Origin of the sequence: Desulfobulbus sp., assembly GCF_031547805.1 — a bacterium.
Taxonomy (GTDB): domain Bacteria; phylum Desulfobacterota; class Desulfobulbia; order Desulfobulbales; family Desulfobulbaceae; genus Desulfobulbus.
This window is the reverse complement of sequence record NZ_JAVBRQ010000003.1, coordinates 29,431-55,039: the sequence shown is the minus strand read 5'-3', so window position 1 is coordinate 55,039 and position 25,609 is coordinate 29,431. Positions and strand designations below refer to the sequence as shown.

At 62.6% G+C, this 25,609-nt stretch carries 18 protein-coding genes; 14 read left to right on the top strand and 4 right to left on the bottom strand.

Annotated elements, in window-relative coordinates; translation table 11 throughout:
• Nucleotides 1-107: 107 nt before the first annotated feature.
• A complete protein-coding gene (locus RMR13_RS01145) occupies nt 108-512 on the bottom strand; it encodes a hypothetical protein (RefSeq protein ID WP_310598807.1) in 405 nt (134 codons plus the stop codon).
• A 345-nt stretch (nt 513-857) separates the two neighbouring features.
• Between RMR13_RS01145 and RMR13_RS01140 the strand changes: the two genes are divergently transcribed.
• Together RMR13_RS01140 and RMR13_RS01135 are read left to right on the top strand one after the other, a co-directional pair.
• On the top strand, nt 858-2,867 hold the full coding sequence (locus tag RMR13_RS01140; RefSeq protein ID WP_310598806.1) for a molybdopterin oxidoreductase family protein: 2,010 nt from the start codon (nt 858-860) through the stop codon (nt 2,865-2,867).
• An 848-nt stretch (nt 2,868-3,715) separates the two neighbouring features.
• On the top strand, nt 3,716-6,715 hold the full coding sequence (locus tag RMR13_RS01135) for an autotransporter outer membrane beta-barrel domain-containing protein (protein ID WP_310598805.1): 3,000 nt from the start codon (nt 3,716-3,718) through the stop codon (nt 6,713-6,715).
• Between the two features lie 263 nt (nt 6,716-6,978).
• Here the strand turns inward: RMR13_RS01135 and RMR13_RS01130 are convergent, their stop codons facing one another.
• Both RMR13_RS01130 and RMR13_RS01125 read right to left on the bottom strand, forming a co-directional pair.
• Nucleotides 6,979-8,736, bottom strand: coding sequence for a phosphoethanolamine--lipid A transferase (locus tag RMR13_RS01130; protein WP_310598804.1), 1,758 nt, complete (start codon nt 8,734-8,736; stop codon nt 6,979-6,981).
• A gap of 33 nt (nt 8,737-8,769) precedes the next feature.
• Complete coding sequence (locus tag RMR13_RS01125) at nt 8,770-10,776, bottom strand: LTA synthase family protein (protein WP_310598803.1); 2,007 nt, start codon at nt 10,774-10,776, stop codon at nt 8,770-8,772.
• Nucleotides 10,777-11,115: 339 nt separating this feature from the next.
• Here RMR13_RS01125 and RMR13_RS01120 point away from each other — a divergent pair, with 339 nt between their 5' ends.
• The 3 genes from RMR13_RS01120 to RMR13_RS01110 all read left to right on the top strand — a co-directional run bounded on the left by RMR13_RS01120 (nt 11,116) and on the right by RMR13_RS01110 (nt 13,837).
• Nucleotides 11,116-11,796, top strand: coding sequence for a response regulator transcription factor (locus RMR13_RS01120; protein WP_310598802.1), 681 nt, complete (start codon nt 11,116-11,118; stop codon nt 11,794-11,796).
• Nucleotides 11,793-13,181: an ATP-binding protein gene (locus tag RMR13_RS01115; protein WP_310598801.1), complete on the top strand. Its 1,389-nt coding sequence runs from the start codon at nt 11,793-11,795 to the stop codon at nt 13,179-13,181. The genes RMR13_RS01120 and RMR13_RS01115 overlap by 4 nt, the downstream gene beginning before the upstream one ends.
• Nucleotides 13,182-13,330: 149 nt before the next feature.
• Nucleotides 13,331-13,837, top strand: coding sequence for a flavin reductase family protein (locus tag RMR13_RS01110; RefSeq protein WP_310598800.1), 507 nt, complete (start codon nt 13,331-13,333; stop codon nt 13,835-13,837).
• 122 nt (nt 13,838-13,959) lie between these two features.
• Here the strand turns inward: RMR13_RS01110 and RMR13_RS01105 are convergent, their stop codons facing one another.
• Entirely contained in the window at nt 13,960-14,592 is a 633-nt protein-coding gene (locus tag RMR13_RS01105) for a PEP-CTERM sorting domain-containing protein (RefSeq protein ID WP_310598799.1), read from the bottom strand.
• 413 nt (nt 14,593-15,005) lie between these two features.
• Here RMR13_RS01105 and RMR13_RS01100 point away from each other — a divergent pair, with 413 nt between their 5' ends.
• The 9 genes from RMR13_RS01100 to trsM all read left to right on the top strand — a co-directional run bounded on the left by RMR13_RS01100 (nt 15,006) and on the right by trsM (nt 25,546).
• Nucleotides 15,006-15,233 (top strand): hypothetical protein, encoded by a 228-nt coding sequence (locus tag RMR13_RS01100; RefSeq protein WP_310598798.1) that lies wholly within the window; start codon nt 15,006-15,008, stop codon nt 15,231-15,233.
• A gap of 8 nt (nt 15,234-15,241) precedes the next feature.
• Entirely contained in the window at nt 15,242-15,880 is a 639-nt protein-coding gene (locus tag RMR13_RS01095; protein WP_310598797.1) for a YchE family NAAT transporter, read from the top strand.
• Between the two features lie 225 nt (nt 15,881-16,105).
• Entirely contained in the window at nt 16,106-16,561 is a 456-nt protein-coding gene (locus tag RMR13_RS01090; RefSeq protein ID WP_310598796.1) for a MaoC family dehydratase, read from the top strand.
• Between the two features lie 279 nt (nt 16,562-16,840).
• Entirely contained in the window at nt 16,841-17,266 is a 426-nt protein-coding gene (locus RMR13_RS01085) for a bacteriohemerythrin (protein ID WP_310598795.1), read from the top strand.
• A 628-nt stretch (nt 17,267-17,894) separates the two neighbouring features.
• On the top strand, nt 17,895-19,076 hold the full coding sequence (locus tag RMR13_RS01080) for an iron-containing alcohol dehydrogenase (protein WP_310598794.1): 1,182 nt from the start codon (nt 17,895-17,897) through the stop codon (nt 19,074-19,076).
• 331 nt (nt 19,077-19,407) lie between these two features.
• Nucleotides 19,408-22,125: a molybdopterin-dependent aldehyde oxidoreductase gene (locus RMR13_RS01075; RefSeq protein ID WP_310598793.1), complete on the top strand. Its 2,718-nt coding sequence runs from the start codon at nt 19,408-19,410 to the stop codon at nt 22,123-22,125.
• Nucleotides 22,126-22,282: 157 nt separating this feature from the next.
• A complete protein-coding gene (locus RMR13_RS01070; protein WP_310598792.1) occupies nt 22,283-24,580 on the top strand; it encodes a pyridine nucleotide-disulfide oxidoreductase/dicluster-binding protein in 2,298 nt (765 codons plus the stop codon).
• A complete protein-coding gene (locus tag RMR13_RS01065; RefSeq protein ID WP_310598791.1) occupies nt 24,577-24,786 on the top strand; it encodes a DVU_1557 family redox protein in 210 nt (69 codons plus the stop codon). The genes RMR13_RS01070 and RMR13_RS01065 overlap by 4 nt, the downstream gene beginning before the upstream one ends.
• Before the next feature lies 1 nt (nt 24,787).
• Nucleotides 24,788-25,546, top strand: coding sequence for a DVU_1556 family methyltransferase (gene trsM, locus RMR13_RS01060; protein ID WP_310598790.1), 759 nt, complete (start codon nt 24,788-24,790; stop codon nt 25,544-25,546).
• Nucleotides 25,547-25,609: the final 63 nt, after the last annotated feature.

Sequence of the window (25,609 nt, the reverse complement as noted above, 5' to 3'; positions counted from 1 at the left end):
CGGCAAACGGGGGCAAGCGGTGGAGGTGGTTTGGTTGTGACGATATGGCCGGCCGTGGTTTTGCGGGCGGAAGAGTTGGTGCCGGGTAGGTTTCAGCCGTTCGTCCCTCACAGGGCGACCGCCATTGCCAACAAGAATCCGTAGACTGCTACAATAGTCGTGGAGACATAATAGGTTGTGACGCCATAATCGAGATAGTGCCCCATGGTGCCGCGCCTCAGCCGGAACAGGAGGCGCAGGCCGCAATGGATGATCGCGCCGATGGTGAAAGGCAGGAGGGCCAGTTCCACGGTCGCCACCGGCACGGACAGGGACGGCATGCAGGTGAAACTGAGCAGGGTCAGTGGCGGGGCACTGCCCCCGACGAGAAAAAGCGGCAAGCCGAGCACGACGACCGCCAGACGCAGAAAGACATATGCGGCGCTGCCTTTTTTCGCGAACGGCGCTCTTTTCCGGCGAGCTATCGGGTGGCTCACCGCGTATACGAGGCTGACCGCCAATGGAAGCGGCATGATCGCCGCGATGGGAATTGCAATGAAAGCGCACCTCCGGTTGGGCCGTTCATTCGTGTTCCGGTCTTGAATCCTGCCGTCGTCGATCCTACCACCTGGGGCATGTGTAATCAAATAACAACGATACGATTGCACGGGCCGCCCCATGCCGCCATCGCTTGGGACGCACCGCATCCGTAATCGCGGCCTTGCGGGCAAGGCGGGCGATTGTCGCTTGCCTCCTTCGCCATTATGGATCAAGCTGCGGCACGTTGGAACGCGCCGTGGCTTTCTCGTACCGCGGCGTCCGGGGCAATGCCGGGCCAAGCCATCCCCGGCCCATGTCAGTCATCTTCGGAGAACCCCATGTCGACCATTGTCCGCTCCGCCTGTCCCTACGATTGTCCCGATACCTGCGGCCTGTTGATCGAACGGGAACATGGCCGCGCCATCCGCGTCAGCGGCGACCCGGAGCATCCCTATTCCGGCGCCAGGCTCTGCCCGAAAATGTTCCATTACGAAAAAACCGTCCATTCGTCCCGACGGCTGCTCAAACCGCTGTTGCGCAACGGCGCCAAGGGCACGGGCGCCTTCCGGGAAATAAGCTGGCAGGAGGCGCTTTGCATCGTTGCGGGCCGATGGCGGGCCATCGAATCCACGCACGGGGCCGAGGCGATTTTGCCGTACTCCTATGCCGGAACCATGGGACTGGTCCAGCGCAATGCCGGCCATCCCCTGTTCCATGCCCTGGGGGCCTCCCGGCTTGAACGCACCATTTGCTCGTCGGCAAAAACCGCCGGGCTGCAGTCCGTTCTGGGCAACACGCCCGCGCCGCATCCCGACGAGGTGTGCAAGAGCGATCTGGTCGTCCTGTGGGGCATCAACGCCGCCGCGACCAGCATCCACTTCCTCGAACGGGTCAAGAAGGCGCGCCGGGCGGGCGCCCGCGTCTGGCTGATCGACACCTACCGCCACCACACCGCACCGAGCGCCGACGAGGTCTTTCTGGTCAAGTCCGGCACCGACGGCGCCTTGGCGCTCGGCCTGATGCATGTGCTTGCGCGCGAAGGGTTGGTCGATCTCGAGTTCCTGCTGCGCAAGGCCACCGGCTATCCGGAATTGGCCCGGACCGTCCTCCCGGAGCATACCCCGGAGCGCACCGCCGAATTGACGGGCATACCGGCGCCAACCGTCGAGCGGATGGCGCGGGAATACGCCCGGGCGCGGGCCCCTTTCATTCGGCTGGGCAGCGGACTCTCCCGTTACGGCAACGGTGCCATGACGGTGCGGACCATCGCCACCCTGCCGGCGCTCGTCGGTGCCTACGGCAAACGGCACGCCGGCCTGTTGGGCGGTATTTCCACCGGCAGCGCCTTTGCCCTGGGCACGATTCTCAGAGAGGATTTCATGGCCGCCCCGACCCGGATCGTCAACATGAACCGGTTGGGGCAGGCCCTGAACGAGCTCGACCGGCCGCGAATCATGGCGCTGTATGTCTATCACTCCAATCCCGCCGCGGTGGCTCCGGACCAGAATGCCGTGTTGCGGGGGTTGGCGCGGGACGATCTGTTCACCGTGGTCCACGAACGCTTCCTGACCGACACCGCCCGCTACGCCGACCTCGTCCTGCCCGCGACCTCGTCTCTGGAGCATGCCGATATCTACCTGTCCTACGGAAGCTATTGCCTGCAGCGGGCTTGGCCGGCCATTCCCGCGGTGGGCGAAAGCCGCTCGAACTGGGACGTCTTTACCGCCCTGGCGCAAGAGTTGGGCCTGCACGACCCCTTTTTCCGCCAGAGCGCGGATGAGCTGATCGACCGGCTCCTGGCCGCCCCGGCCCCTCTGCGGGAGGGCATCGACATCGGCCGTCTTGCGGCCGGCATCGGGGTGGAACTGCAACGGCCTCCCTGGCCGCCCGAGCGTTTCGGCACCCCTTCCGGGACGATTGAAATTCTCAACCCGCGGGAGGCGGAACCGCTTCCCCGCTATCTGCCGCCCCACAGCGCCGGCGACCGGCTGCCGCTGCAGCTTGTAAGCGCGCCTTCCCCCTTTGCCCTGAACGCCTCTTTCTACGAACGGGACGACCTGCGCGCAAAACAGCGCGGCATGCGGCTGCACGTCCACCCGGCCGAGGCAGCGGCGCGCGGCCTGGCCGACGGCCAATCGGTGCTGGCCGTGAACAGCCTCGGCGAAGTGGCGTTTGTGCTGGAGGTGACCGATACGGTCCCGCCTGGTGTGGCGGTGGCCGAAGGCGTTTGGTGGCTGGAGTTCGCGCCGGGCGCCAGATCGGTCAACGCCCTGACCTCGCAGCGGCTCACGGACAAGGCCAATGGCAGCACCTTCTACGACAACAAGATCGATCTGCGCGCCATCTGAACACCCTGATTTGCAAACGGAACATCAGGAATGCCCAGCCGGGGCGATCCGTGGTTCCGGGTGACCCGGTGCCATGAATCGTCCTGGAACCATCTTTGCCTTGTCCGTTATGTCACCACGATAATCTTGCAAGCAAACCCAAGAACGGCCCGCTGTCCCGCAGCCTGCCGCGACGTTTTTCCCCTCTGACCCAACGCGCAGCGAACGGTTCGCATGCGCACCTGCGCCGTTCTTTCGGCCGTCGCATGCCGGCGAGTTGCCGATATCCCTTCCCGACCCTATCCGTCCCCCCTTGCCGTGGCCTGAAACAAGTTTGCCGAAAACGGCAAACGGTTCTTGTTTGTCGCCAGCTTGAGCGCGGTTTCCAGTAAATAAAATTTTATCATAATTACTTGATTTTATTTGAAATATTTTAGAGGCGGCGGCCGAGATAAAAAATATTGAACCGCAAACGAAAATCTCTTTGTTTTGTCCGACATCGTGGCACAATGTCTTTAAGGTAATTATCGTAATCGGTGTGATGGTTGCTTCGATTAATAATCTGAAAAAACGTTATTTGTTAATAATAAAACTTTTTTTCGTATCCCACGATGTGGTTTTAATTCCATGTATCCATGGGGTCGGAACGATTCATCTCCTCTTGCCGATCTCGTCGATCCTGGCAAGCGGTTCTCGAGATCAATGAAACTGGTTGCGCCATGTTCGGCCTCATGTGGGGAAAGGTGGCCGGCCAATTCCGTCAAGGAGAAGGAGGCTGTGGAGTATTTGCATTAAATCAAAAAGTTGTTGTTTTGTTGGCTGCGGTTTTCCGCATTGCATTACCAAGAATTCTCAGGAAGAAAGATACCATGAGTCAGTATACCAGAAGAAAAAATACAGGATTTCGCGCCAGATCGGCGGGCCAGGCTCGTACGGGAGCCGGCCTGCTCGATCTGGTTGTTTTGCTGTTTTTCGGCTCGTTGCCGCAAGCCCAGGCGGCGCCCCTGCCGCCCGTGGTGGCCGGAGCGGGGCAAGATATCGCCGTTGCCGACGACAGCACCATCCAGGGCAACAGTGCCGGCGGCACCAATGGAGCCGCCATTTATGCCCATGACGGCGGCAAGGTCGCCGGCAGCAACCTCAACACCTTTGCCACCGCCACCGACGCGCCTTCGGTCATTGCCAGCGGCACCGGTTCCTTGATCACTCTGACCGGTAGCGGCACCGTCCTGAATGCCGCGCATGTGGGCGCCTGGATGGATGGCGGCGGTTTGGTCAAGCTGGGCGACGGCACCACCATCAACGTTACCGGTGCCAGCAACGGTTCGGCCGGCATCAGGGTGAGAGGCGTCGACGCCCCGGCTGACACCTTTGGCTCGGGCATTGTGATCAACATCGACAGCGGCTCGACCAATACCAATACCAACAATGCCTGGATAGGGGTCAGTGTGGATAGCCCGGCCGATTTCCCTTCGACCAGCGCGACGTTCAACAACCTCACCGTGCAGGGCCAAAGCGCTACCTTGGGGGTTGTCTCCGCCGGCTTGAATACGGTAACCAACCTGAACAACAGCAATATCACCATCAATGGCGAGGTGAATCCCGCCAACATGAACATTTGGACCGCAGGCAGTGTTGTCATCGGCCTCCAGGAGCTCGGAGTAGCCGCCATATCTGGCGGGATCCTCAACATCAACAATAGTAATATTGCCGTAAACTCCACCGGCTCCAATATGGGGGTGTATGTTCGTGACACCACGCACGGTGCGACGGTGAATTTGCATAACACCACTGTCACCATGCGTGGCCCTGCCGGCAGCTTGGCCGGTGCGGGTATTTTTGTACAGGCGGGCACGGCGAACGCCGACAACGTGCGGGTCGATACCGTGGGCGACAACTACAGCGGGCTGCGGGTCGCGGATAGTGGAACGATAAACGCCAATGCGCTGCAGCTCAACAGCTACGGCGCCAATTCCAATCTGGTGCGATTTCAATCCACAGGATCGGTGATCAACCTGACCGACAGCAACCTTGTTGCCTACGGCGCGGGCACAATCGGGATTGCCACCAGCACCGCCAATGGCCGCGACGCCCTTTTCAACATGTCCGGCGGCTCGTTGACCAGCACCGCCCAGGCTATCGATTTCCTCAGCGCTGCCCCGGCAACAAGTTTTTACCAAATCAACCTGAGCAACGGGGTACAGGTGAAAGGTGGGCCCATGACGGCCGACGGGCCGGACATCCTGCTCAATGCCGCGTCCGGCAATGGTGTGCTGCGGGCGGATAGCGGCACGAGGTTGCACGGCGACATGCAGGCGGTCAATCCCACCAGCGTGCAGGTGGCCATGAACAATCGATCCGCATGGAGCGGCGCGGCGCGCAATATCGGCGCGGTCGGCCTGGATGGCGAGTCGGTGTGGAATCTGACCGGCAACTCGGATGTCCAATCGCTGAGCCTGGCGTCCAGCCTGGTGGATTTCAGCGGACCGGCATCGGGCGGCTACAAGACCCTGACCGTGCGCGGCAACTACAGCGCCACGGAAGGAGTGGTGGCGCTCAACACCTATCTGGGCGACAGCAACTCTCCCACCGACCAACTCATCGTGGCGGGCAACACCGCCGGCAGCAGTCTGCTGCGGATCAAAAACACCGATGGCGGCGGCGCGCTGACCGGCGGCGAGGGCATTCCGGTCGTGCTGGTCCAGGGCGCTTCGGACGGTTCCTTCCGCCTGCAGGATCGGGTCGCGGCCGGGTTGTACGAATACACCCTGCACCGTGGCGGCAACGACGGCGACTGGTATCTGTCGAGCGCCTACCAGCCTGTGCCCAACCCGCCGTCGCCCGAGCCGTTGCCCAACATCCGGCCGGAAGTGCCGTTGGCCACCGCCTTGGTGCCGTTGGGGCGGGAGTTCGGCTATTCGATGCTCGATACCCTGCACCAGCGCGTGGGTGAGAGCCGGAGGGTCACGGGCAACGAGGAGTCGGCGCAACCCGATGAAAAATGGTTTACCAACGCCTGGGGCCGGGCCTTGGGCAACCGTCTGTTCCATAACGCGGGCGGCAATTTCATGAACTACGGGGTGGATTACGACTATACCATGGGCGGCGTCCAGGCCGGGTTAGACATCTATTCCCGGCAAAGCGCCAGCGGCAGCCGCGACCACCTGGGTACCTATGTCGGCTACGGCCATCTGGATGCGGACGTGGCGCAGGCGTACGCGGGCAAGGCCGGCACCGCCGATCTGGACGGCTACACCGTGGGCGGCTACTGGACCCATTACAGTTCCGCCGACGCCAAGGGCTGGTACAGCGACGCGGTGGTCCAGGGGACGGTCTACGATGCGCGGAGCCGGTCGAACCTGGGCGAGAGGATGGATGTCGATGGCTACGGTCTGCTGGCCTCGCTGGAAGGCGGCTACGCCTTTGACCTGGGCCGGGGCTACACCCTGGAGCCGCAAGCCCAGATCGCCTTTCAGAACGTGGTGTTCGACGATGCCAAGGACAGCTACGGCAATTTTTCCTTTGACGACGGCAGCTCTCTGCGCGGTCGGGTGGGGCTGCGTCTGGCCAGGACCTGGAACCGCGGAGACGCGGACAAGCCCCGCGAGCAGTCGGTTTGGCTGCGGACCAATCTGTGGAAAGAGTTTTCCGGCGACAGCGATTTGACGGTCAGCGCGCTCAACCGGAGCAACCCGGCCAAGGTGAAATCCCGCTCCGATGACCAGTGGGGCGAGATCGGGCTGGGGATATCCGGTCAGGTCAGCGACAAGCTCAGCCTCTTTGCCACCGGCGGTTATACGCATTCGTTGGGCGGCGACGGCAGCCGCGAAGGATGGGACGCGCGGGTCGGCATCGTCTACAGATGGTAGCATGAAGGTAGCGTGAAGGCGATAACCGGGCGGCGGCGCCTGTGGGCCTGCCGTTGCCCTGCCCCTTGCCTCTTCGGGCAAGAGGCGCCGATTACTTGACAGGATCCTTTGGCAGGATCTTTTTTCGGTGGGCAACCAACACCGCCAGGCCCCCTTGGAATCCATGTTCCAAGGGGGTTTTGTTCTTATCCCGCCACATTGTCGAACCATTCCATGGCAAGCCCATGGCAAGGAAGAGGCTGCAATTTCCGGAGGGCGAGGCCCTACCGCCTGGCTCCCTCCTCCAGGTGGAGCAGCAGCCAGACGGGCAGGACTTGGGCCAGCTGTTTTTTGTAGCTGGCCAAGCCGGATGCATCTTGTTTATGGGGCTGGGCGTCTGGTTGATTCGGCTGCGCCTGGCCGCCTTTCCGGCCGGGAAGCGGCGTTGGCGGCTGCCGATGAGCAAGGGCGTTTTGGGTGATATCGAGACTCGGGTCGTAGACCGAAGTCTGGATTTCAAGCAGGCCCAGCACGGTGTGGAAGAGGTTGTCGTGGGAGAGCCGCTCGGCGGCCTTGGCCTGCAGGGCCTGCCGGTCGATCCCGAATCGGTCGCCCAGCCAGAAGATCGAGGCCACGTGCTTTTGGTTGTCCGGGGCCATGGCATAGGGCAAGCCGTGCAAATAGAGGCCGTATTCCCCGAGCGATTCCCCATGGTCGCTCATGTAGATCATCGCCGTCTCAAACCGCCGGTCGTTTTTTTTCAACAGGGCAATCGTCTTGGCCAGGAAGGCATCGGTATAGAGAATGGCGTTGTCGTAGGCATTGATGACTTCCTCCTTGGTGCATTGGTTGAGCTGGTTGGTGGCGCAGGCCGGGGTGAACCGTTCGAACTGGGGCGGATACCGCTTGTAATAGGCCGGGCCGTGGTTGCCCATCTGGTGCAGGACAATCACGATGTCCCCCTCCTTTTGCGCATCGATATATTCCTGCAATCCCACCAACATGCCTTCGTCCCGGCATTCGCCTTCGCACATGGGGTTGAGACTCGGCTGCCTGAAGTCCTGGTAGGGCACCCGCAGCGCCACGCCCTTGGAATCCGAATTGTTGTCCCGCCACAGGATGTGGACCCCGGCGCGCTGCAGCACATCGAGCAGGTTTTCGGTGGTAGCCGTTTTTTGCGCGCTGCACTGCTCGCGGGGGTAGATGGAAAACATGCACGGCACCGAATAGGCGGTGGCGGTGCCGCTCGAGTACATGTTGGCAAACGAAACGACATCCTCTTGCTGCAGCAGCGGGTTGGTCGGACGAGCATAGCCGTTGAGCGAGAAATGATCCGCCCGGGCGGCCTCGCCCACCACCAGGATCACCAATTCACGGTCGGTATCGGTGGCCGGGATGTGGGCGTCGGTTCCGATGGGGCGGATGGCGGTACGGCCGCCGGCAAAGTTTTTTCTGAGATATTTGCCGAGCGAATACAAGGAGTAGGTCGGATTGGTGTAGTCCCGCAGGGCTTCGTGCACCCGGAAAAAGGAGAAGAAAAAGTCGCTGGAGAGAAAAAGCAGGCCAAAGACGGTGACCACGCACACCACCGTGATTTTTGCCTTGGTGAGCAACTCCTTTTCCCAGGAGGTCGGCGCCAGGCGCAGCCACCAGACACAGCCCGCCGGCACAATGCCCAGCAGCAGCAGATAGACCAGCAGCTTGACGCTGAGCAGGTCGTACACTTCGCTGGCGTTGGTCTGGACAATATTGGCGACCATGGTGTGGTCGATCACCACATTGTAGTTGTTGCTGAAGTAGGCGACGGTCGCGGCGAGCACCAGCAGCACGCTCAGGACCGGCTTGGTGGTGCGTTGCCAGCAAGTGACGGTCAAAAGCAGCATGAGCACCGCCGTCAGGCCGATGGCCAGCGAAGCAAGGAACAAGGCGTTGCCGGCGATGGGCGGGTAGACCGCCAGCACATGGCGGAAAAAGGTGGTGTTGTACAGCGCGACCAGCAGGATGGAGGCGGCAAGGTGCAGGGTCGTTTGCGATATGTTCATGGCGTGGGTCCTCGGCGCGATAGGGCGGGAAGATCAGAGATATTGACGGCGGACAAACAGGTTGTAGGCGGTCTGGTAATAGGCGGTGGCCAGATCGACCATGGCCTCGTCCCGGGGAATCTCCCGCATGCTGTCGTCCCCCAGGCGATAGGTGTAGGTGTGGGCGGCGTCGCGCAGCCCCAGGACGGCCAACCTGCCGTTTTGATACAGGGCCACGTCGTGATTGTGGTTGAACAGCAGCACCTTGGCGGTGTCGTTGCCTTCGGCCAAAACATCCTGGCCGAAGAACGGCGCCGAATAGGGGAGCCCGAGCAGTCCCATGACGGTCGGCGCGATATCCATCTGGCTGGCCGGAGTGACAATCTGCCGTGGCGCCAACCGGCCCGGCGCCATGATCAACAGCGGAATCTCGTAGCTGGGCAGCGGTATTTTTTCGCTGCCGTATATCCGGGCGCCGTGGTCGGCAACCACCACGAACAGGGTCTGCCGATACCAGGGGGCGGATTCGATCTGCCGGAAAAATTCCCCCAGGGCGTAGTCCGCGTAGCGCACGCCGTCGTACCGGTTGCCACCTTTGGCGCGCACGCCCTCGATGCCGTCGGGAAAGGTGAAGGGGGAGTGGTTGGAGGTGGTCATGATGATGGAGAAGAAAGGCGCGTTAGCGGCCGAGGCGGCGTCGAAATAGCGCTTGGCAAAAGCGAAGAGATCCTGGTCCGAGACGCCCCATATATTGCCGAAACGGGGATTGTCGATATCGTTGCGGTCCTTGACCGCGAAATCGTTGCTGCCGTAAAACTCACCCATGTTGTCGAACAGGCTGTAGCCCCCATAGAGGAAGCTGGTTTGATACCCCTGTTCCCGCATGACTTTCCCCCAGGAGGCGATATGGTCGCTCCCCGGCCGCTTGATGATCGATTCGCTGGGGATGGGCGGAAAGGAGGTGGTGATGGCTTCCAGGCCCCGCACCGTCCTGGTGCCGGTGGCATAGGCCCGGTTGAAGAAGAGGCCCTGGCGGGCAAGCCGGTCGAGGTTGGGGGTCAAGGCGGCGGCGGAGGCAACGGCGGCGTCGATGTCCAGCCCGCGCTTACAGGTGTCGACGTGCTCGCATCCCAGGGATTCCTCGACGATCACCACCACGTTCAACTTGCCCAGACCCTGCGGATTGCCGGCGGCCACCCGGTTGAAGGTGGAGGGAGCCGGTTGCGAACGGCTGGTGTCCCTGGCCAGGGTGCCGGCCAGGAGGCGGGACAGGGAGCGCTCGTCGCCGGTGCGGTAATAGGCGGTGTAGTCGAGATTGTTGGTGTGCAGGGCTTCGAAAAAGCTGCTGATGCCATCGGCGGCGATTTCATTGACAAGACGGTTGGAGGAAAAATCAAGGCTGTGGGTGGAAAAAATACTGGAGAACGCCACGATCGCCAAGGAATAGAGCAGCGTTGATCGAAGTCTTTGCTTCATCGGCACGGGAACGCTGGCAACTGGGGTGAACAGTTTCCAGCAAAAAAACATCAATATCGTCGCATAGGCAAAGACAATGAAAAATGTTGAAACAACATGATGGGTTTGATAAATATTGACAAAAACCTCATGGGGATAAATCAAGTAGTCGACTGAAACAAGATTGAATCTCGACGAGAATTCCTTGAAAAAATAATATTGAATAACCGCAATGTACGGTATTACGAAAAAGGATATCCAGCCCATCGCCACGATCATGACCCGCCCTACCAGGGATTGATATATCCTGATGGGTATGAATGTCAAAAAGAGATAGATCGGTGCCAGGAGATAGCTTAAGGTGATGCTGTCGTTGATCAATCCCAGCAGGATCGTCGGCACCAGGAGTATGGGCCGCATGCCGTCGTTAAGGCCGAAGACCGCCACCAGAACCAGCCTCAGCATGAACGAGACCAGCAGGTAGCTGGCGCCGATGGCGACCAGGGGGGCGAGGCGGTGCGCTTGCAGGGTCAGCCACCACGAGCGGAACGAGGCGGTGCGGGCCGGGGCAACATGTTGCTGGGGGACGAAGAGGGTGGGCTGCATGGTTTTTCACCAGGGGTACATTGAGACGATGGCCGGCAAGACGTCGTTAAGAGGGCATCCCCAGGCGCGATTAATTGTTTGTGCCGACCGCGCGTTAGGGAGTATTCTGGCATCCGGCCGGGACAGCCCCTTGTGGGGTTAGCTCGCTGCGGCGGCCGGTGGCCTACGGTAGCCATTACCACAGGCTCGATGAAGAAATGATGAACGGGCGACGGCGGCGATGCTCTTGTCGATTTTTTTTTGCTGGCGGTGCGGCCTGCCGGGCGCGTGGCGGAAAACGGGCAGGCTATGGCGGCAGGGCGGCGCGGCTGGACGCAAAAACGAACGGAAGAGGGTGAGATGCGGGTATTGATCGTGGACGACGAACCGGAACTGGCCGCGCAGATCGCCCAAACCTTGCGGCAGCAGCGCTACACCGTCGAGATCGCCGGCGACGGCGCCGCGGCCGCGGAGCTGATTTGCACCGAGCCGTACGATTTGATCGTGCTCGATATCATGCTGCCGGAAAAGGACGGCTTTGCCGTGCTGGCCGAATTACGTGCCGAAGGGATCGCCACTCCGGTCCTGATGCTGACCGCCAAGGGCGAGGTGGCCAACCGGGTCAAGGGGCTCGACCTGGGGGCCGACGATTATCTGCATAAACCGTTTTCCATGGCCGAACTTCTGGCCCGTATCCGGGCGCTGCTCCGCCGCAGCCACGACAAGGCCAGCCCGTATCTGGCGGTCGGCTCCATCCGCCTCGATACCAACACCCGCGGCGTTACCCTCGACAACGAACCGGTGGTGCTCACCCCCAAGGAGTTCTCGGTGCTCGAATTCCTGCTCTACAACTGCAACCGGGCCGTTTCCCGGTTCAACCTCGCCGAGCACGTCTGGGGCGAGGCCTTCGATCCCTTCACCATGTCCAACAACATCGACGTGCACATCAAGAACCTGCGCAAAAAACTCGACGACCAGGCCGGGCGAATCATCGTCACCGTCCGCGGCGTCGGCTACATGATCCGCGACGGCCAGGCATGAAAATCCGCACCCGCATTACCCTGTGGGCCAGCCTGGCGGGGCTGGTTTCCACTGCGGTTCTGTCCGTGATCGTGTTTCTGTGGGGCCTGGAAACGCCCTATGAATTTCTCGACCAGGAGCTGGAAATCCGCGCCCAGACCATGGCCAACGAGATGGGGCGGGAACAGGCGGCCGGCGAGCTGCACCTGGAAATCCTGGAGTTGTTTTCCCGCCTTTACTGGACCAAGGTGTACGATGCGAACGGCCGGCTGCTGTTCGCTTCCGAGTTGGCGCGCAGGATCAACCTGCCCAAGAAAATGTGGGACCAGGGCTATCTCATCCCGACCGACATTCCTCTCAACCAGTTTTACGCCGAGGAGGACGACCAGCCCGCCGGTTTCTGGAACCGGGTGTTCATCGTCCCGGTCGACGGCGCCATCTATCAGGTGCACGTGGCCCGGCCGGTGGAAAACCTGGTCGGCGAATCGATCGAGTCGGTCTTGGTGATCGGCGCGGCTCTCTTGGTCTCGACCCTGATTCTCATCGGGGTCAGCTATCTGGTGGCTGGGAAAATCCTGCATCCGATTCGCGAGATCAACCGCCTGACCAGGGAAATCACGGCCAGGACCCTGGAAAAACGCATCCCCCTGACCAACAACCACGACGAAATCGATCAGCTGATCGCCTCGCTCAATGCCATGTTCAACCGGCTTCAGCATTCTTTCCGCCGCCAGAAGGAATTCATCGCCAACGCCGCCCACGAGTTGAAGACGCCGGTCACCCTGTTGCGCCTGTCGGTGGAGGAGACGCTGCAGCATGAGCATCTGCCCGCCCCGATTCAGGAAAAATTGCTGGCCCAGGAGCGGGCCCTGGCCCGGATCGGCCTGTTGATCAAGAACCTGCTCGATCTTTCCCGCCTGGAGCTGCGCGATGAGCTGGCGCGGGAATTGTTTTCCCTGACCGAACTCTTTTTCTCGGTGACCCAGGAGTTCGACGCGCTGCTGTATGAGCAGGATATCCGACTCGTCTGCTGTTTCGACGGCGTGCATCTGTTTGCGGGCGACCGGGAGAAAATGCGGCGGGTGGCGATCAATCTTCTGGACAATGCGGTGCGGTACAACCACCGGGGAGGCGAGATCCGCTGCCTGCTGGCAACCGGCGACTCGGGGGAAACCATAATGACGGTCGCCAACACCGGGCCGTTCATCGACCAGACCGACCTGGACCGGATTTTCGACCAGTTCTACCGGTGCGAAAAATCCCGTTCGGCGGCGCACGGCGGGGTCGGCCTCGGGCTGACCATTGTCAAGCGGATCGTGGCGCTGCATGGCGGCAGGATCGCCGTGGAAAGCGGGGAGGACGGGTGGAATGCCTTTCGCTTGCTCTTCTTTCCCCGCCGCTCCTGACGATCCGTCGGGATATTCGGTTGGCCGGCGGTCCGGCACCGGATCGCTTCATGAACGGACCGGAAAAATAAACGGCTTCAAGGCCAGGACGGTGCCAACCGCCCGGCCTTGCGAGCCACCACCACGATTCGATGCCAAAACGAGGAGGCATGGCTATGCTCAACAGGAACTATTTGGAACAAATCGACACTTTGATGGAGCGAATCAAGAAGGGGGCCTTCCTGACGGTCCGGGCTGATGGGGCGGTCAACACCATGACCATCGGCTGGGCCACCATCGGCTACATTTGGCAGCGGCCGGTGTTGATGGTGGCGGTCAGGGATTCGCGCCACACCTTCACCCTGATGGAGCGGACCGACAATTTCACCGTGACCATTCCGCTCGATGCCGCCCACAGCAAGGCTCTGGCCTTCTGCGGCACCAAATCGGGCCGGGACGTCGACAAGCTGCAGGCCTGCGACCTGTCCGTCAAGGAGGCCCAAGCGGTGGCCTCGCCCGTCATCGATATCCCAGGAATCCACTACGAATGCGCCGTGGTCTACAAATCCGCCATGGATCCCACCTTTCTCGCCGACGCCCTGGAAGGGCTGTATCCGAAAAAGGACTATCACACCCTGTATTTTGGCGAGATCCTGGCCTGCTACGAGACGAAATAGCGCCCGGCGCGCCAGGCGGGCGCCGGGCACCTCGGGCCTTGTGTGCAGCGAGTTGTCGGCCAAAAAAAAGGGGGCGAGGCCATGCGGCCCCGCCCCCCTTCCGGATTTGTGGAATCGGATGGTTATTTTTTCCGTCGAGCCGTACCGGCAAGTCCGGCGAGTCCGGTGGCGAACAGGAGTACCGTGGCCGGTTCCGGGACCGGATCGGTGCCCGGTCCGGCACTGTTGAGGCTGACGCTGTCGAGATAACCGCCAAAGCTGTCGCTGGTTCCCAGGGCGGCAAAGCTCAGGGTGTCCGCTCCCGTTCCGGTTACCTGGAAGTGCATCAGGGACCACAGGGTGTCGCTCGCCCCATTGGCGGTGATGCCGACATTGTTGGTCAGCGAAATGCCGTTCCAAAAGACATCGACAAGGTTGGAGCCGCTGCCGATGCCAGGACGCGGAGAGTAAGCGAATTCAAGGAGATAGAGCTGGCCCGAGTCGGTGGAGACGCTTTGAGCCATGGCGCTGTTGCCGTGGCTGTCGAGTTCGACGAATTGCATGCCGTCATAGGGCGATCCAGCGACATTGTTTTGAATTTCAATACCGGGGCCCGAGGTCGCGGTCCAGCCGTCGATACTGGAGAAAACACTCCAACTGCCCGGTGACACAACGTTTTCCTCAAAACTGCCATTGACGATCAAATTGGCTTGAGCCACATTGGCCAGGCCGCTTGACAAACCGATGACGATCAATCCTAGCAAGAGATTTTTCATGAATGCTGCTCCTGTGGCTGAGGTTAAAAGGGAAGTGTGCATACATCTGATAGTGGAATAAGCAAAGAACGGGCCTTTGTACGTATATTTTTGTATGTTGATATAACATGATGAAATGAAACGATTTGTCTCGGCATTGGCTCGCATCGGCGTTGTTGAATGAAGTGCTGTTTTCCGGAATGGCGAATAGAGTGCCGGTTGCGGGCTGAAATTTCGAATTATTTCGATTGGATATGTCGCTGTTCTCCTCGGCGGGGGAGGGTGGGCAAAAAGAGGCTGGCTTGAAAATGCGGAGCAGGGTAGGGTGATTCCGGCAAGGTCGACGGCACGAGCGGCGGCCGGCCCGGCCGAAGGCGCCAGCTGCCGGTCGGACAACAGCACCGGGACCTGGTGCGCAACACAGCGGGTGAGTCATGAAAGAACAACTTCAAGAAAATTTGCAGCGGCGCCTGGCAATCCTGCGCGATGAGATATCGGGTTTTCCCGAGGGAATGCGGATGGATCCCAGGCAACTGCTCCGGGAGGCGATCGAGCAGGATCTGGCGATTGCCGAGGTGGACGGCAACAGGGCGGAAATGGCCCGGTGCGAGATCGAGCTGTCGTTGCTCGCCGAATGGGACGAAGCGGCACCGGATCGGTGACACTGGCCATGGAAGTCGGAACGATCAACGAATATTTCAAGTTTTTCATCACCTTGCTGGCCGTGGTCAACCCGGTGGGCACCCTACCGCTGTTCATTAACATGACGGCGAACCAAACCGCCGCGGCCCGCACCAAAAACGGGACCATGGCCGCCGTTTCCATGGCGGTCATCCTGGTGGTGGTCCTGTTCAGCGGCGAGGCCATCCTGCGCTTCTTCGGGATCTCGATCGATTCGTTCCGGGTGGGAGGCGGCATCCTCATCCTGCTGATGGCCATTTCCATGCTCAACGCCAAAATGAGCAATGTCAAGCAGACCAAGGAAGAGGAGCTGGATTCGGCCGAGCGGGACAGCGTGGCCGTGGTGCCCCTGGGCACGCCGCTGCTGGCCGGTCCGGGGGCGATCAGCACGGTTGTCCTCTATGCCCAGCGCTACACTTCCATGCTGCACTATGTCTACATGATCCTGGCGATCGTGCTGCTGGCCGGCCTGACCGCCTGCCTCTTCCGGTTGGCACCCGCCATCACCAACCTGCTGGGCCGGACCGGCATCAATATCGTTACCCGGCTGATGGGGCTGATCATGGCGGCCATGGGGGTGGAATTCATTGCCCATGGCCTCAAACAACTTTTTCCCGGTCTGGGATAGGCCGCCCGCGACCCTCCCGTTTTATCGAAACCGATTGCCACTCAAATTCAGCCGATTTCATCCTGGCATCGCGAACGCAGTGGGAGATTTCGCTTGATCGACCGGCCTTCCGGAGCGTCAAAAATACCGCCGATTGCCGGCGAACGGACCTGGCCGAAGTTCGATGGCAATCAGATTATCGACAATGCCGGCAGGGCGTGCGCCTGGAGCCGGCTGGGACACGCCATGCCACGAACATTTCTGGAGGAGCTGGCCGTCGGCCAGAGGTTTGCTTCGGGACGGCTGCGGGTGGACGGGGAGAGCATCAAGCGCTTTGCCGCCGAATTCGATCCGCAGCCCTTTCACCTCGACGAACAGGCGGCTAAAAAGACCGTGTTTCGCGGCCTGGCCGCCAGCGGCTGGCATACGGCGGCGCTCAGCATGCGCCTGCTGCTCGAAAGCGATTTCAGGCCGGCCGACGGCATGATCGGGGTCCGCATGGAGGAGCTGCACTGGCCGCATCCGGTGCGGCCGGGAGACGAACTGCGCCTTGAGATCGAAATTCTCGCCATCCAGCCCTCGCCGACCAAACCCGGACAGGGCATGGTCAAAATGCGGGTCACCACCTTGAATCAGGCCGACAGGGCCGTGCAGACGTACATTGCCAACGTGTTGGTGCTGGCCCGCCGGAAAACGCCCTAGGCCGCCGTCGCATCCCCCAAGATCCTGCCCCCCGCCCCCGGCGGCACTTCCTTCCTCCGCGTTCCATCTCCCTCATTTTCCATACAAGGCCGCGGCCTTGCCGCACCATCCCGTGCTCTTTTCGGCTGTGCTCCCGGAGCCCCACCTGTTCGAAAAAAAACAATATTTCTGGATTTAGCTCGACAAACATATATATAATTACCTATATTCTCTCCTCCGCGGCCTCCCCTGGTCCGCGCCCCGGCTGGAACACGGGAAAAAACACCTTAACCAAACGATATGGCCCCCATGTACCTCATCACCTGGAATGCCCGGTATGCGACCGGAATAAAGGAAATCGACGAGCATCATCGCCATCTGGTCGATTTGCTCAACACCATTTACGATGATTTCGTCAATCAAGCAAAACGTCGGGACTGGGCAAGGATTTTCGCCGAATTGACCGCCTACACCGAGTATCATTTTGCGGCGGAAGAATCGTTAATGCGCGCGTGTGGCTACCCCGGCTATGCCCTGCACAAGATACGGCACAAGCAATTTGCCGCCCGCTTGGAGGAAATGCGGGACAATTTTTGCAACTGCAAGCGCGAAATGTCCTTTGAGCTGCTCACCTTCCTGAATACCTGGCTGCTGTCGCACATCCTGGATGCCGACGCCGACATGGGCCGTTTTGTGGTGACAAACGGCAATCGCAAGGCGGCCTGACCGTCGATTTCGCTCTCACCTTGCCGCCTGGCGCGGCGTCCGGCGGCATTGCCGATCTTGCCCGTCTCGGGGTTGACTTCGGATCGTTCGGACGCTTCGGGGCCGGACGGCGCTTTTTTCTTTCCATTCCCGCAAAAAAAAGCGCGCGGTCAAAAACCATGCGCCCCGGCTGCGCCATGTCGGCGCACGTGTGTCCCATCTTGCCTCAGGTACGCGTTTTTTGTGTGTACTTTTGACTCAGGTCGGTAACCTCCCGATCCATCGGTAAAACTGTATAAAGTCGGCCCGTTTTGCGGCCGCTCCGTCCGATTTTGCTTTGGATTTCGTTCAACCGGGGACCCGTTTTGCCCCCTGCCGGGGCCGGCGTCGGATCGGCCAATCCCGGCCCTGCTGCTCCTTTTGCCGGGCCGTTTCGACCGAGACCGCCGCCGATCACGGCCAAAAAGGGACGATGTTGGCCGGTTTCGGAGCGTGCCGCATCCTGCAGCGGCAATGCAGGGCGAACCGGCGACGGGTTGTCGTTCCATGGCACGTCCTTTGCTCTACCGAGGTAAGGCCTATTGGATGCATGCGCGCACAAGAGACAGCTCGACAAGGAACCCGACATCTATTAAAGGAAGGTGTGACTATGGCAGTTCGTGAAGAAGTATACGGTTATTTCATTCCCAGCGTTACCCTGATCGGCATTGGCGCCGCAAAACAGATTCCGGAAAAAATCAAGGCGCTTGGCGGTGCCAAACCGCTGATCGTCACCGACAAGGGCATCACCGGCGCCGGCATCACCAAACAGATTACCGATCTTCTGGAAGCAGCCGCCATGAAGTACGTGGTCTACGACGAGACCATCCCCAATCCCACCGATAACAACGTCCATGACGGGGTGGCCATCTACCAGAAGGGGCAGTGCGACTCGCTGATCACCCTGGGCGGCGGTTCCTCGCACGACTGCGGCAAGGGCATCGGCCTGGTGGTCGCCAACGGCGGCAAGATTCACGATTACGAGGGAATCGACAAATCCTCCAAGCCCATGCCGCCGTACCTCGCGGTCAACACCACCGCCGGCACCGCCTCGGAGATGACCCGTTTCTGCATCATCACCGACACCTCCCGCCACGTGAAGATGGCCATTGTCGATTGGCGGGTCACTCCGGGTATCGCCGTGGACGATCCGCTGCTGATGATGGGCATGCCGCCGTCCCTGACCGCCGCCACCGGCATGGATGCCCTCACCCACGCGGTCGAGGCCTACGTTTCCACCATCGCCACCCCGATGACCGATTCCGCCGCGGAAAAAGCCATCGAGCTGATCGCCAAACACCTCCGGCCGGCCGTGGCCAACGGCCAGGACATCGAGGCCCGCGAGGGCATGTGCTATGCCCAGTACCTGGGCGGCATGGCCTTCAACAACGCCAGCCTGGGCCATGTGCACGCCATGGCGCACCAACTGGGCGGTTTCTACGACCTGCCGCACGGCGAGTGCAACGCCATTCTCCTGCCCCACGTGCAGCAGTTCAACCTGATCGCCAAGATCGACCGTTTCGTCAAGATCGCCCAGCTCATGGGCGAGAACACCGAAGGCCTGGCCCCGCGCGACGCCGCCGAGCTGGCCCTGGTGGCGATCAGGAAACTGTCGGCCGACATCGGCATCCCGGCCGGCTTGGTCGAGTTGGGCAAGCGGTACGGCAAGGAGGTCAAGGTCTCGGATATCGACATCATGACCGCCAATGCCCAGAAGGACGCCTGCGGCCTGACCAACCCGCGCCGACCCAAGGACGCGGACGTCAAGGCGATTTACCTCGCGGCGCTGTAAGAGAGGCAAGCGGCGGGCGGCATGCGGCCGAACATTGCGCCGCGGCCGCCCGAGCCGGTAACAAAACGAAAACCCGGTGGAGCCCGGCCCCTTTCCCGCTTTTGGTCCGGGCGGGCTCCACCGGTTGGTCTTGTCCCGGAAATTCCGGCAAGACGCTGTGGTTGGCGTTGCGGGGCGCGGCGGCGCGTCCCGCGTTTGGCGTTGTCCGGAGAAGGGGCACGGGCGGCTTTGCCGCAGCGCTTGCGTGCCTTTGATCGGCAGTTCGGCTGGTGTCCTGGAAGGGAAAACCGCACAGCCCGTTTCATTCACCATCATTTCATAGGAGTCATGCATGCAGAGGAAAATATTGTACGTCAATGGGGTTGAGCGTTCGGTGGTGGCCGAAAACTCCGATCTGCTCTCCGACGTGATCCGCAAGAACCTGCGCCTCACCGGCACCAAGGTCGGCTGCGGCAAGGGGCAATGCGGCGCCTGTAACGTGATCATGGACGGCAAGCTGATCCGGTCCTGCATCACCAAGATGGACCGGGTTCCCGACCGCGCCGCGATCACCACCATCGAGGGCATCGGCACGCCCCGCGATCTCCACGCCCTCCAGATGGCCTGGATGGTGCACGGCGGCGCCCAGTGCGGTTTCTGCTCCCCGGGCTTCATCGTCTCGGCCAAGGCCCTGCTCGACGGCAACCCCGATCCGTCCCGCGAGGAGATCCGCGGCTGGTTTCAGAAATACAGGAACGCCTGCCGCTGCACCGGCTACAAACCGCTGGTCGATGCGGTTCGGGATGCGGCCAAGGTGCTTAAGGGCCAGCTCAGCATGCAGGATTTGGCCTACAAGATTCCCGCGGACGGCAAGGTGTTCGGCACCAGCATGCCGCGTCCCAGCGCCGCCGCCAAGGTGACCGGCACCTGGGATTTCGGCGCCGATTCCGGCCTGGCCTTGCCGGAGAACACCCTGCAGCTGGCCCTGGTGCAGGCGACAGTCTCCCACGCCAACATCCTCTCCATCGACACCAGCGAGGCGGAGAAGATGCCCGGCGTGCATAAGGTGGTCACCCACAAGGACATCAAGGGCAAGAACCGCATCACCGGCCTGATCACCTTTCCCTCCAACAAGGGCGACGGCTGGGACCGGCCGATTCTCTGCGACACCAAGGTCTTCCAGTTCGGCGACGCCATCGCCATCGTCTGCGCCGACACCGAGAAGCAGGCCAGAGAGGCGGCCAAGAAGGTCAAGGTCGAGCTGGAGGAACTGCCGGCCTACATGAGCGCGCCGGCGGCCATGGAGCCGGATGCCATCGAGATCCACCCCGGCACCCCCAACGTCTACTACATCCAGAAGATCGCCAAGGGCGAGGAGACCGGGCCGATCTTCGCTGCGGCCGACGTCACCATCGAGGGCGAGTATTATGTCAGCCGTCAGCCCCATCTGCCGATCGAGCCCGATGTCGGCTACGCCTACCTCGACGACGCCGGCAAGCTGATCGTCCACTCCAAGTCCATCGGCCTGCACCTCCACCTGTACATGATCGCCCCCGGCCTGGGCGTGGAGCCGGAAAACCTGGTGTTGATCCAGAACAACGCCGGCGGCACCTTCGGCTACAAGTTCAGCCCCACCATGGAGGCCCTGGTCGGCGCCGCCGCCCTGGCCACCGGCCGGCCGGTCTTCCTCTGCTACGATTATTTCCAGCAGCAGACCTACACCGGCAAACGCTCGCCGTTCTGGACCACCGTCCGCCTGGCCGCCAACAAGGACGGCAAGCTGCTGGGCATGGAGACCGACTGGTCGGTCGACCACGGGCCGTACTCCGAGTTCGGCGACCTGCTCACCCTGCGCGGCGCCCAGTTCATCGGCGCGGGCTACGACATCAGGAACATTCGCGGCGAGGGCCGCACCGTATGCACCAACCATGCCTGGGGTTCGGCCTTCCGCGGCTACGGCGCGCCGGAGAGCGAGTTCCCGTCCGAGGTGCTGATGGACGAGCTGGCCGAAAAACTGGGCATCGACCCCTTTGAGCTGCGCTACAAGAACGTCTACCGGCCGGGCGCCACCACGCCCACCGGCCAGGTGCCGGAGGTCTTCTCCCTGCCGGCCATGTTCGAAGCGCTCAGACCCAAATACGAAGACGCCAAGAAGCGCGCGGCCGTCAACACCGGCGGCGGGATCAAGCGCGGGGTCGGCCTGGCTGTGGGCGTTTACGGCGCCGGCCTGGACGGCCCCGACACCGCGGAAACCGATGTCGAGCTCAATGCCGACGGCACGGTCACCATTTTCAACACCTGGGAAGACCACGGCCAGGGCGCGGACATGGGCACTCTGGCCACGGCCCACGAGGCCCTGCGGCCCCTGGGGTTGGATGTCGGCCGGATCAAGCTGGTGATGAACGACACTTCCAAATGCCCCAACTCCGGGCCGGCCGGCGGCAGCCGCAGTCAGGTCATAGTCGGCCAGTCGATCCGGGTGGGATGCGAGGCGCTGGTCAAGGCGATGAAGAAGTCCGACGGCAGCTTCCGCACCTATGATGAGATGGTGGCTGAGAACATCCCTACCAAGGTCAACGGCAAGTGGAGCGCGCCGGCCACCGACTGCGACGCCAACGGCCAGGGCAGCCCGATGTGTTGCTACATGTACGGCCTGTTCATGGCCGAGGTGGCGGTGGAGGTGGCCACCGGCAAAACCACGGTGGAGCGGATGACCTGCGTGGCCGATGTCGGCAAGGTGGTCAACCAACTGGTGGTCGACGGTCAGATCTACGGCGGCCTGGCCCAGGGGATCGGCCTGGCCCTGACCGAGGATTTCGAGGACATCAAGAAGCACTCGACCCTGGCCGGGGCCGGTCTGCCGTACATCAAGCAGATTCCGGACGACATCGAGATCATCTATGTCGAAACCCCGCGTCCGGACGGCCCCTTCGGTGCCTCGGGCGTGGGCGAGATGCCCCTGACCAGCCCGCACGCGGCGGTGATCAACGCCATCTACCACGCCTGCGGCGCCCGGGTCCGCCACCTCCCGGCCCTGCCGGAAAAGGTGCTGGCCGCCCTCCCGAAGTAAGCGGCTGAAGGTGCGGAAGGCGGGCCGAACCTTTCCCGATCCGCCTTCCGGCAGCCGCCCTTCCGCCGGCCGGACGCACCGAGCAGCGCGCGTCCGGCCCGATACGGGCCCGGACCCAATTCCACCACCGCGTGCGCGAAGGCGCATGCAGCCAGCCATGGATCAAACGCAGCTCAGAGAACTGGAATCCCGTTGCATTCAGGAAGAGCAGCCGTTCTGCACCGCGGCCTGCCCCATCCATGTTGATGTCCGCGCCTTCATGGCCGCGCTGGCCAAGGACGATGTGCGCGAGGCCCGCAAGATCCTCGACCGGACCATGCCTTTTCCCGAGATCGTGGGCCGGCTGTGCGACGCCCCCTGTCGCCACGCCTGCAAGCGGGGCGAGATCGGCGATCCCCTGGCCGTCGGCCGCCTGGAACAATTCTGCGTCAGCCGGACCGGGCCGATGCTCAAGCTGCCCAAACTGCCGGCCAAGGGCGGCCGGGTGGCGGTGCTGGGCGCGGGGCTGTCCGGGATGACGGCGGCGCTCGACCTGGCGCGCAAGGGCCGGCCGACCGCCCTCATCACCCCGGACGGCGAGATCGGCGGGCGGCTGCGCCTCCTGCCGGACACGGACCTGCCCGGCGAGACCCTGGTCCAGGCCCGGAAACTGCTGGAAGGCTACGGGGTGACGATCATTGCCGGTGGGCCGCCGGACGGCGCGATCGGCGCAACCGCCGCCCGCCTAGCCGGTGAATACGATGCGGTCTACTGCGATCTGGATAGTGTCGAGCTGGCCGGCGTTCCCGATCCCCTGACCCTGGCCGTCGGCGCCGGCAACTGCTTTGCCGGGGGCGGGCCGGGCGCCGACGATAATTTTTCGGTGATCAAGCAGGTGGAGGACGGCCGCCGCGCCGCCCTGTCGATCGAACGTTTTCTGCAAAAGGTCTCCCTCTCCGCCCAGCGCGACCGGGAAGGCAGCTGCGCCACCCGGATGGTGACGGTCATCGACCGCATCCCGCCGGCGGCCGAGATCCGGCCCGCCGATCCGGCTGGCGGCTACACCCCGGCCGAAGCCCTGGCCGAGGCGGGCCGCTGCATCCAGTGCGAGTGCATGGAATGCGTCAAGCAGTGCGCCTACCTGCGGGAGTACAAGGAATATCCCAAAACCCTGGTGCGCAAGATCTACAACAACCTGGCTATTGTCCAGGGCACCCGCAGCGCCAACAAGACGATCAACGCCTGCAGCCTCTGCGGCCAGTGCACGGTGATCTGCCCCCACGACTTTCCCGTGGCCGAGGTCTGCCGCTCCACCCGGCGGGAAATGGTGGCCACCGGCCACATGCCGCCTTCGCCGCACGACTTCGCCCTGGAGGACATGCGCTTCAGCCTGGGCGAAGACTGTCGCCTCGGCCGGCACCAGCCGGGGCACGCAACCAGCCGTTTCCTCTTCTACCCCGGCTGCCAGTTGGCCGGCTCCTCGCCGGAGTTGGTCATCCGCGCCTACGAATTCCTGGTCGCGCGACTCGAAGGCGGCGTCGGCCTGATACTCGGCTGCTGCGGCATCCCCGCCCATTGGGCCGGACAGCACGCCCTGTTCACCGAAACCCTGGACGAACTGCGGGCCGAAGTGGACCGGATGGGCCGGCCGACCGTGATCGCCGCCTGTTCGAGCTGCCTGGCGATCTTCGGGGAACAGGCCCCGGAGTTGAACGTCACTTCGTTGTGGGAGTTGCTCGACGGCTTGGAGCTGCCGGAACACCAAGGCCCCCGGCCCCCGGCCGCCCTGGTGCTCCACGACCCGTGCACCGCCCGGCACCGGCCCGACCTGCGGGCCAGCGTGCGCAGCCTCTGCGCCAAGTTGGACCTGGCCGTGATCGAGCCCGAATTCGGCGGCGAACTGACCGACTGCTGCGGCTACGGCGGCCTGATGCAGTTTGCCAACCGGCCCTTGGGCGAAAAGGCGGCCCGGGTCAAGGCCGAACGCGGTTCCGGGGACGGCCTGGCCTACTGCGCCATGTGCCGCGACAACCTGGCGGCCGCCGGTCGGCCGGTGGCGCATCTGCTCGACTATCTGTTCGGCCGGGCCGGCGACCCGGACCCGTTGGCCCGCGCCAATCCCGGCTTTTCCGTCCGTCACGAGAACCGCGCCCGGTTGAAGCAACGCCTGCTCGCCCGCCTCTGGCAGGAAGAGTCCGTGCCCATGCCGGCCCATGCCGCGATGCGCCTGGCGATCGCCCCCGAGGTCGCAGCCCTGCTGGATTGCCGGCTCATCCTGGAGGAAGATGTCCGCCAGGTGATCGCGCATGCCGAAAGCTCGGGCCGCTACCTGGTCGACCCGGGCACCGGCCACTGGCTGGCCAGCTTCAGGCCGGTGCGGGTCACCTACTGGATCGAGTACGAGCCGACCGATGCAGCCTACCGGATTTACAACGGCTACAGCCACCGCATGCGGCTGCCGGAGGAGACGCCATGACCAGCTTTTCCTTTGTCGAAACCACAGCCTGGCAGTGCGCCGGGTGCAAGCTGCCGCTGCAACCGGCCGAAGTCAAGGTGAGTTACCTCAACTCGGTCTTCAATGTCGAGTTGATGGTCTGTCCGGGCTGCGGTTTCGTCCTGGTGCCGGAGAGCCTGGCCACGGGCAAGATGCTGGCCGTGGAACAACTGCTGGAAGACAAGTGAGATGAGCGCCCTTTGCCGCAATGCCGATACCGGTGCCGGTGCCGAAACCGCGCCGGTCGTCCTCTACGAACAGGAGGAGCTGGGCGCGTTTACCGGCGGCGCGCTTCGGCCCGGCGGAATCGGCCTGACCGGGGAGCTGCTGCGCCTGTGCGCGTTCGCCCCCGGCAGCGCCGTGCTCGACGTGGGCTGCGGGCCGGGGCACAGCCTGGCCTTGATGGCCACGGAATTCGGCCTGCGGCCCGAAGGGCTCGATCCGTCGGCCGCGATGCTGGCCCGGGCGGCCCGTCGGGCGCCGTCGGCCGTGCTCCACCGGGGCGTGGCCGCGGCCATCCCGTGCGCGGACGGCACCTTTGCCGGCGTGGTCTCGGAATGCGTGCTGTCGCTGACCGGCGATATCCGCGCCAGCTTGGTCGAGATGCACCGGGTGCTGCGTCCGGGCGGCCAACTGATCCTCACCGACATCTACTGCCGCAAGCCGTGGCAACGGCCCGATCCGGCCCGGTTGCACAGTTGCCTCAGTCACGCCCGGCCCCTGGAGACGATCGCCTCGGAGGTGACCGGGGCGGGATTTTCCCTGACCCTGCTCCGCGACCGCAGCGAGCTGTTGGCGCAACTGGCCGGGCAACTCATCTTTTCCTGCGGCAGCCTGGAACGGTTCTGGGGCCTGTTCCTGGATGCCGCCACCGCCCGCAGCACCAGTTGCGCCCTGGCCGCCGCTCCCCTGGGCTACTATGCCCTCATCGCCGCGAAAGAGCCGTAAGGTCGCGCAAACAGCCGCATAAGGTGTCGCATGCCGCGTCGCATAATGTCGCGACAAGAGCCG

What these genes read in the sequence shown, in the direction of transcription:
- RMR13_RS01145 (WP_310598807.1), bottom strand. Translation starts at nt 512, where the DNA reads ATGCCGCTTCCATTGGCGGTCAGCCTCGTATACGCGGTGAGCCACCCG.
- RMR13_RS01140 (WP_310598806.1), top strand. Translation starts at nt 858, where the DNA reads ATGTCGACCATTGTCCGCTCCGCCTGTCCCTACGATTGTCCCGATACC.
- RMR13_RS01135 (WP_310598805.1), top strand. Translation starts at nt 3,716, where the DNA reads ATGAGTCAGTATACCAGAAGAAAAAATACAGGATTTCGCGCCAGATCG.
- RMR13_RS01130 (WP_310598804.1), bottom strand. Translation starts at nt 8,736, where the DNA reads ATGAACATATCGCAAACGACCCTGCACCTTGCCGCCTCCATCCTGCTG.
- RMR13_RS01125 (WP_310598803.1), bottom strand. Translation starts at nt 10,776, where the DNA reads ATGCAGCCCACCCTCTTCGTCCCCCAGCAACATGTTGCCCCGGCCCGC.
- RMR13_RS01120 (WP_310598802.1), top strand. Translation starts at nt 11,116, where the DNA reads ATGCGGGTATTGATCGTGGACGACGAACCGGAACTGGCCGCGCAGATC.
- RMR13_RS01115 (WP_310598801.1), top strand. Translation starts at nt 11,793, where the DNA reads ATGAAAATCCGCACCCGCATTACCCTGTGGGCCAGCCTGGCGGGGCTG.
- RMR13_RS01110 (WP_310598800.1), top strand. Translation starts at nt 13,331, where the DNA reads ATGGCTATGCTCAACAGGAACTATTTGGAACAAATCGACACTTTGATG.
- RMR13_RS01105 (WP_310598799.1), bottom strand. Translation starts at nt 14,592, where the DNA reads ATGAAAAATCTCTTGCTAGGATTGATCGTCATCGGTTTGTCAAGCGGC.
- RMR13_RS01100 (WP_310598798.1), top strand. Translation starts at nt 15,006, where the DNA reads ATGAAAGAACAACTTCAAGAAAATTTGCAGCGGCGCCTGGCAATCCTG.
- RMR13_RS01095 (WP_310598797.1), top strand. Translation starts at nt 15,242, where the DNA reads ATGGAAGTCGGAACGATCAACGAATATTTCAAGTTTTTCATCACCTTG.
- RMR13_RS01090 (WP_310598796.1), top strand. Translation starts at nt 16,106, where the DNA reads ATGCCACGAACATTTCTGGAGGAGCTGGCCGTCGGCCAGAGGTTTGCT.
- RMR13_RS01085 (WP_310598795.1), top strand. Translation starts at nt 16,841, where the DNA reads ATGGCCCCCATGTACCTCATCACCTGGAATGCCCGGTATGCGACCGGA.
- RMR13_RS01080 (WP_310598794.1), top strand. Translation starts at nt 17,895, where the DNA reads ATGGCAGTTCGTGAAGAAGTATACGGTTATTTCATTCCCAGCGTTACC.
- RMR13_RS01075 (WP_310598793.1), top strand. Translation starts at nt 19,408, where the DNA reads ATGCAGAGGAAAATATTGTACGTCAATGGGGTTGAGCGTTCGGTGGTG.
- RMR13_RS01070 (WP_310598792.1), top strand. Translation starts at nt 22,283, where the DNA reads ATGGATCAAACGCAGCTCAGAGAACTGGAATCCCGTTGCATTCAGGAA.
- RMR13_RS01065 (WP_310598791.1), top strand. Translation starts at nt 24,577, where the DNA reads ATGACCAGCTTTTCCTTTGTCGAAACCACAGCCTGGCAGTGCGCCGGG.
- trsM (WP_310598790.1), top strand. Translation starts at nt 24,788, where the DNA reads ATGAGCGCCCTTTGCCGCAATGCCGATACCGGTGCCGGTGCCGAAACC.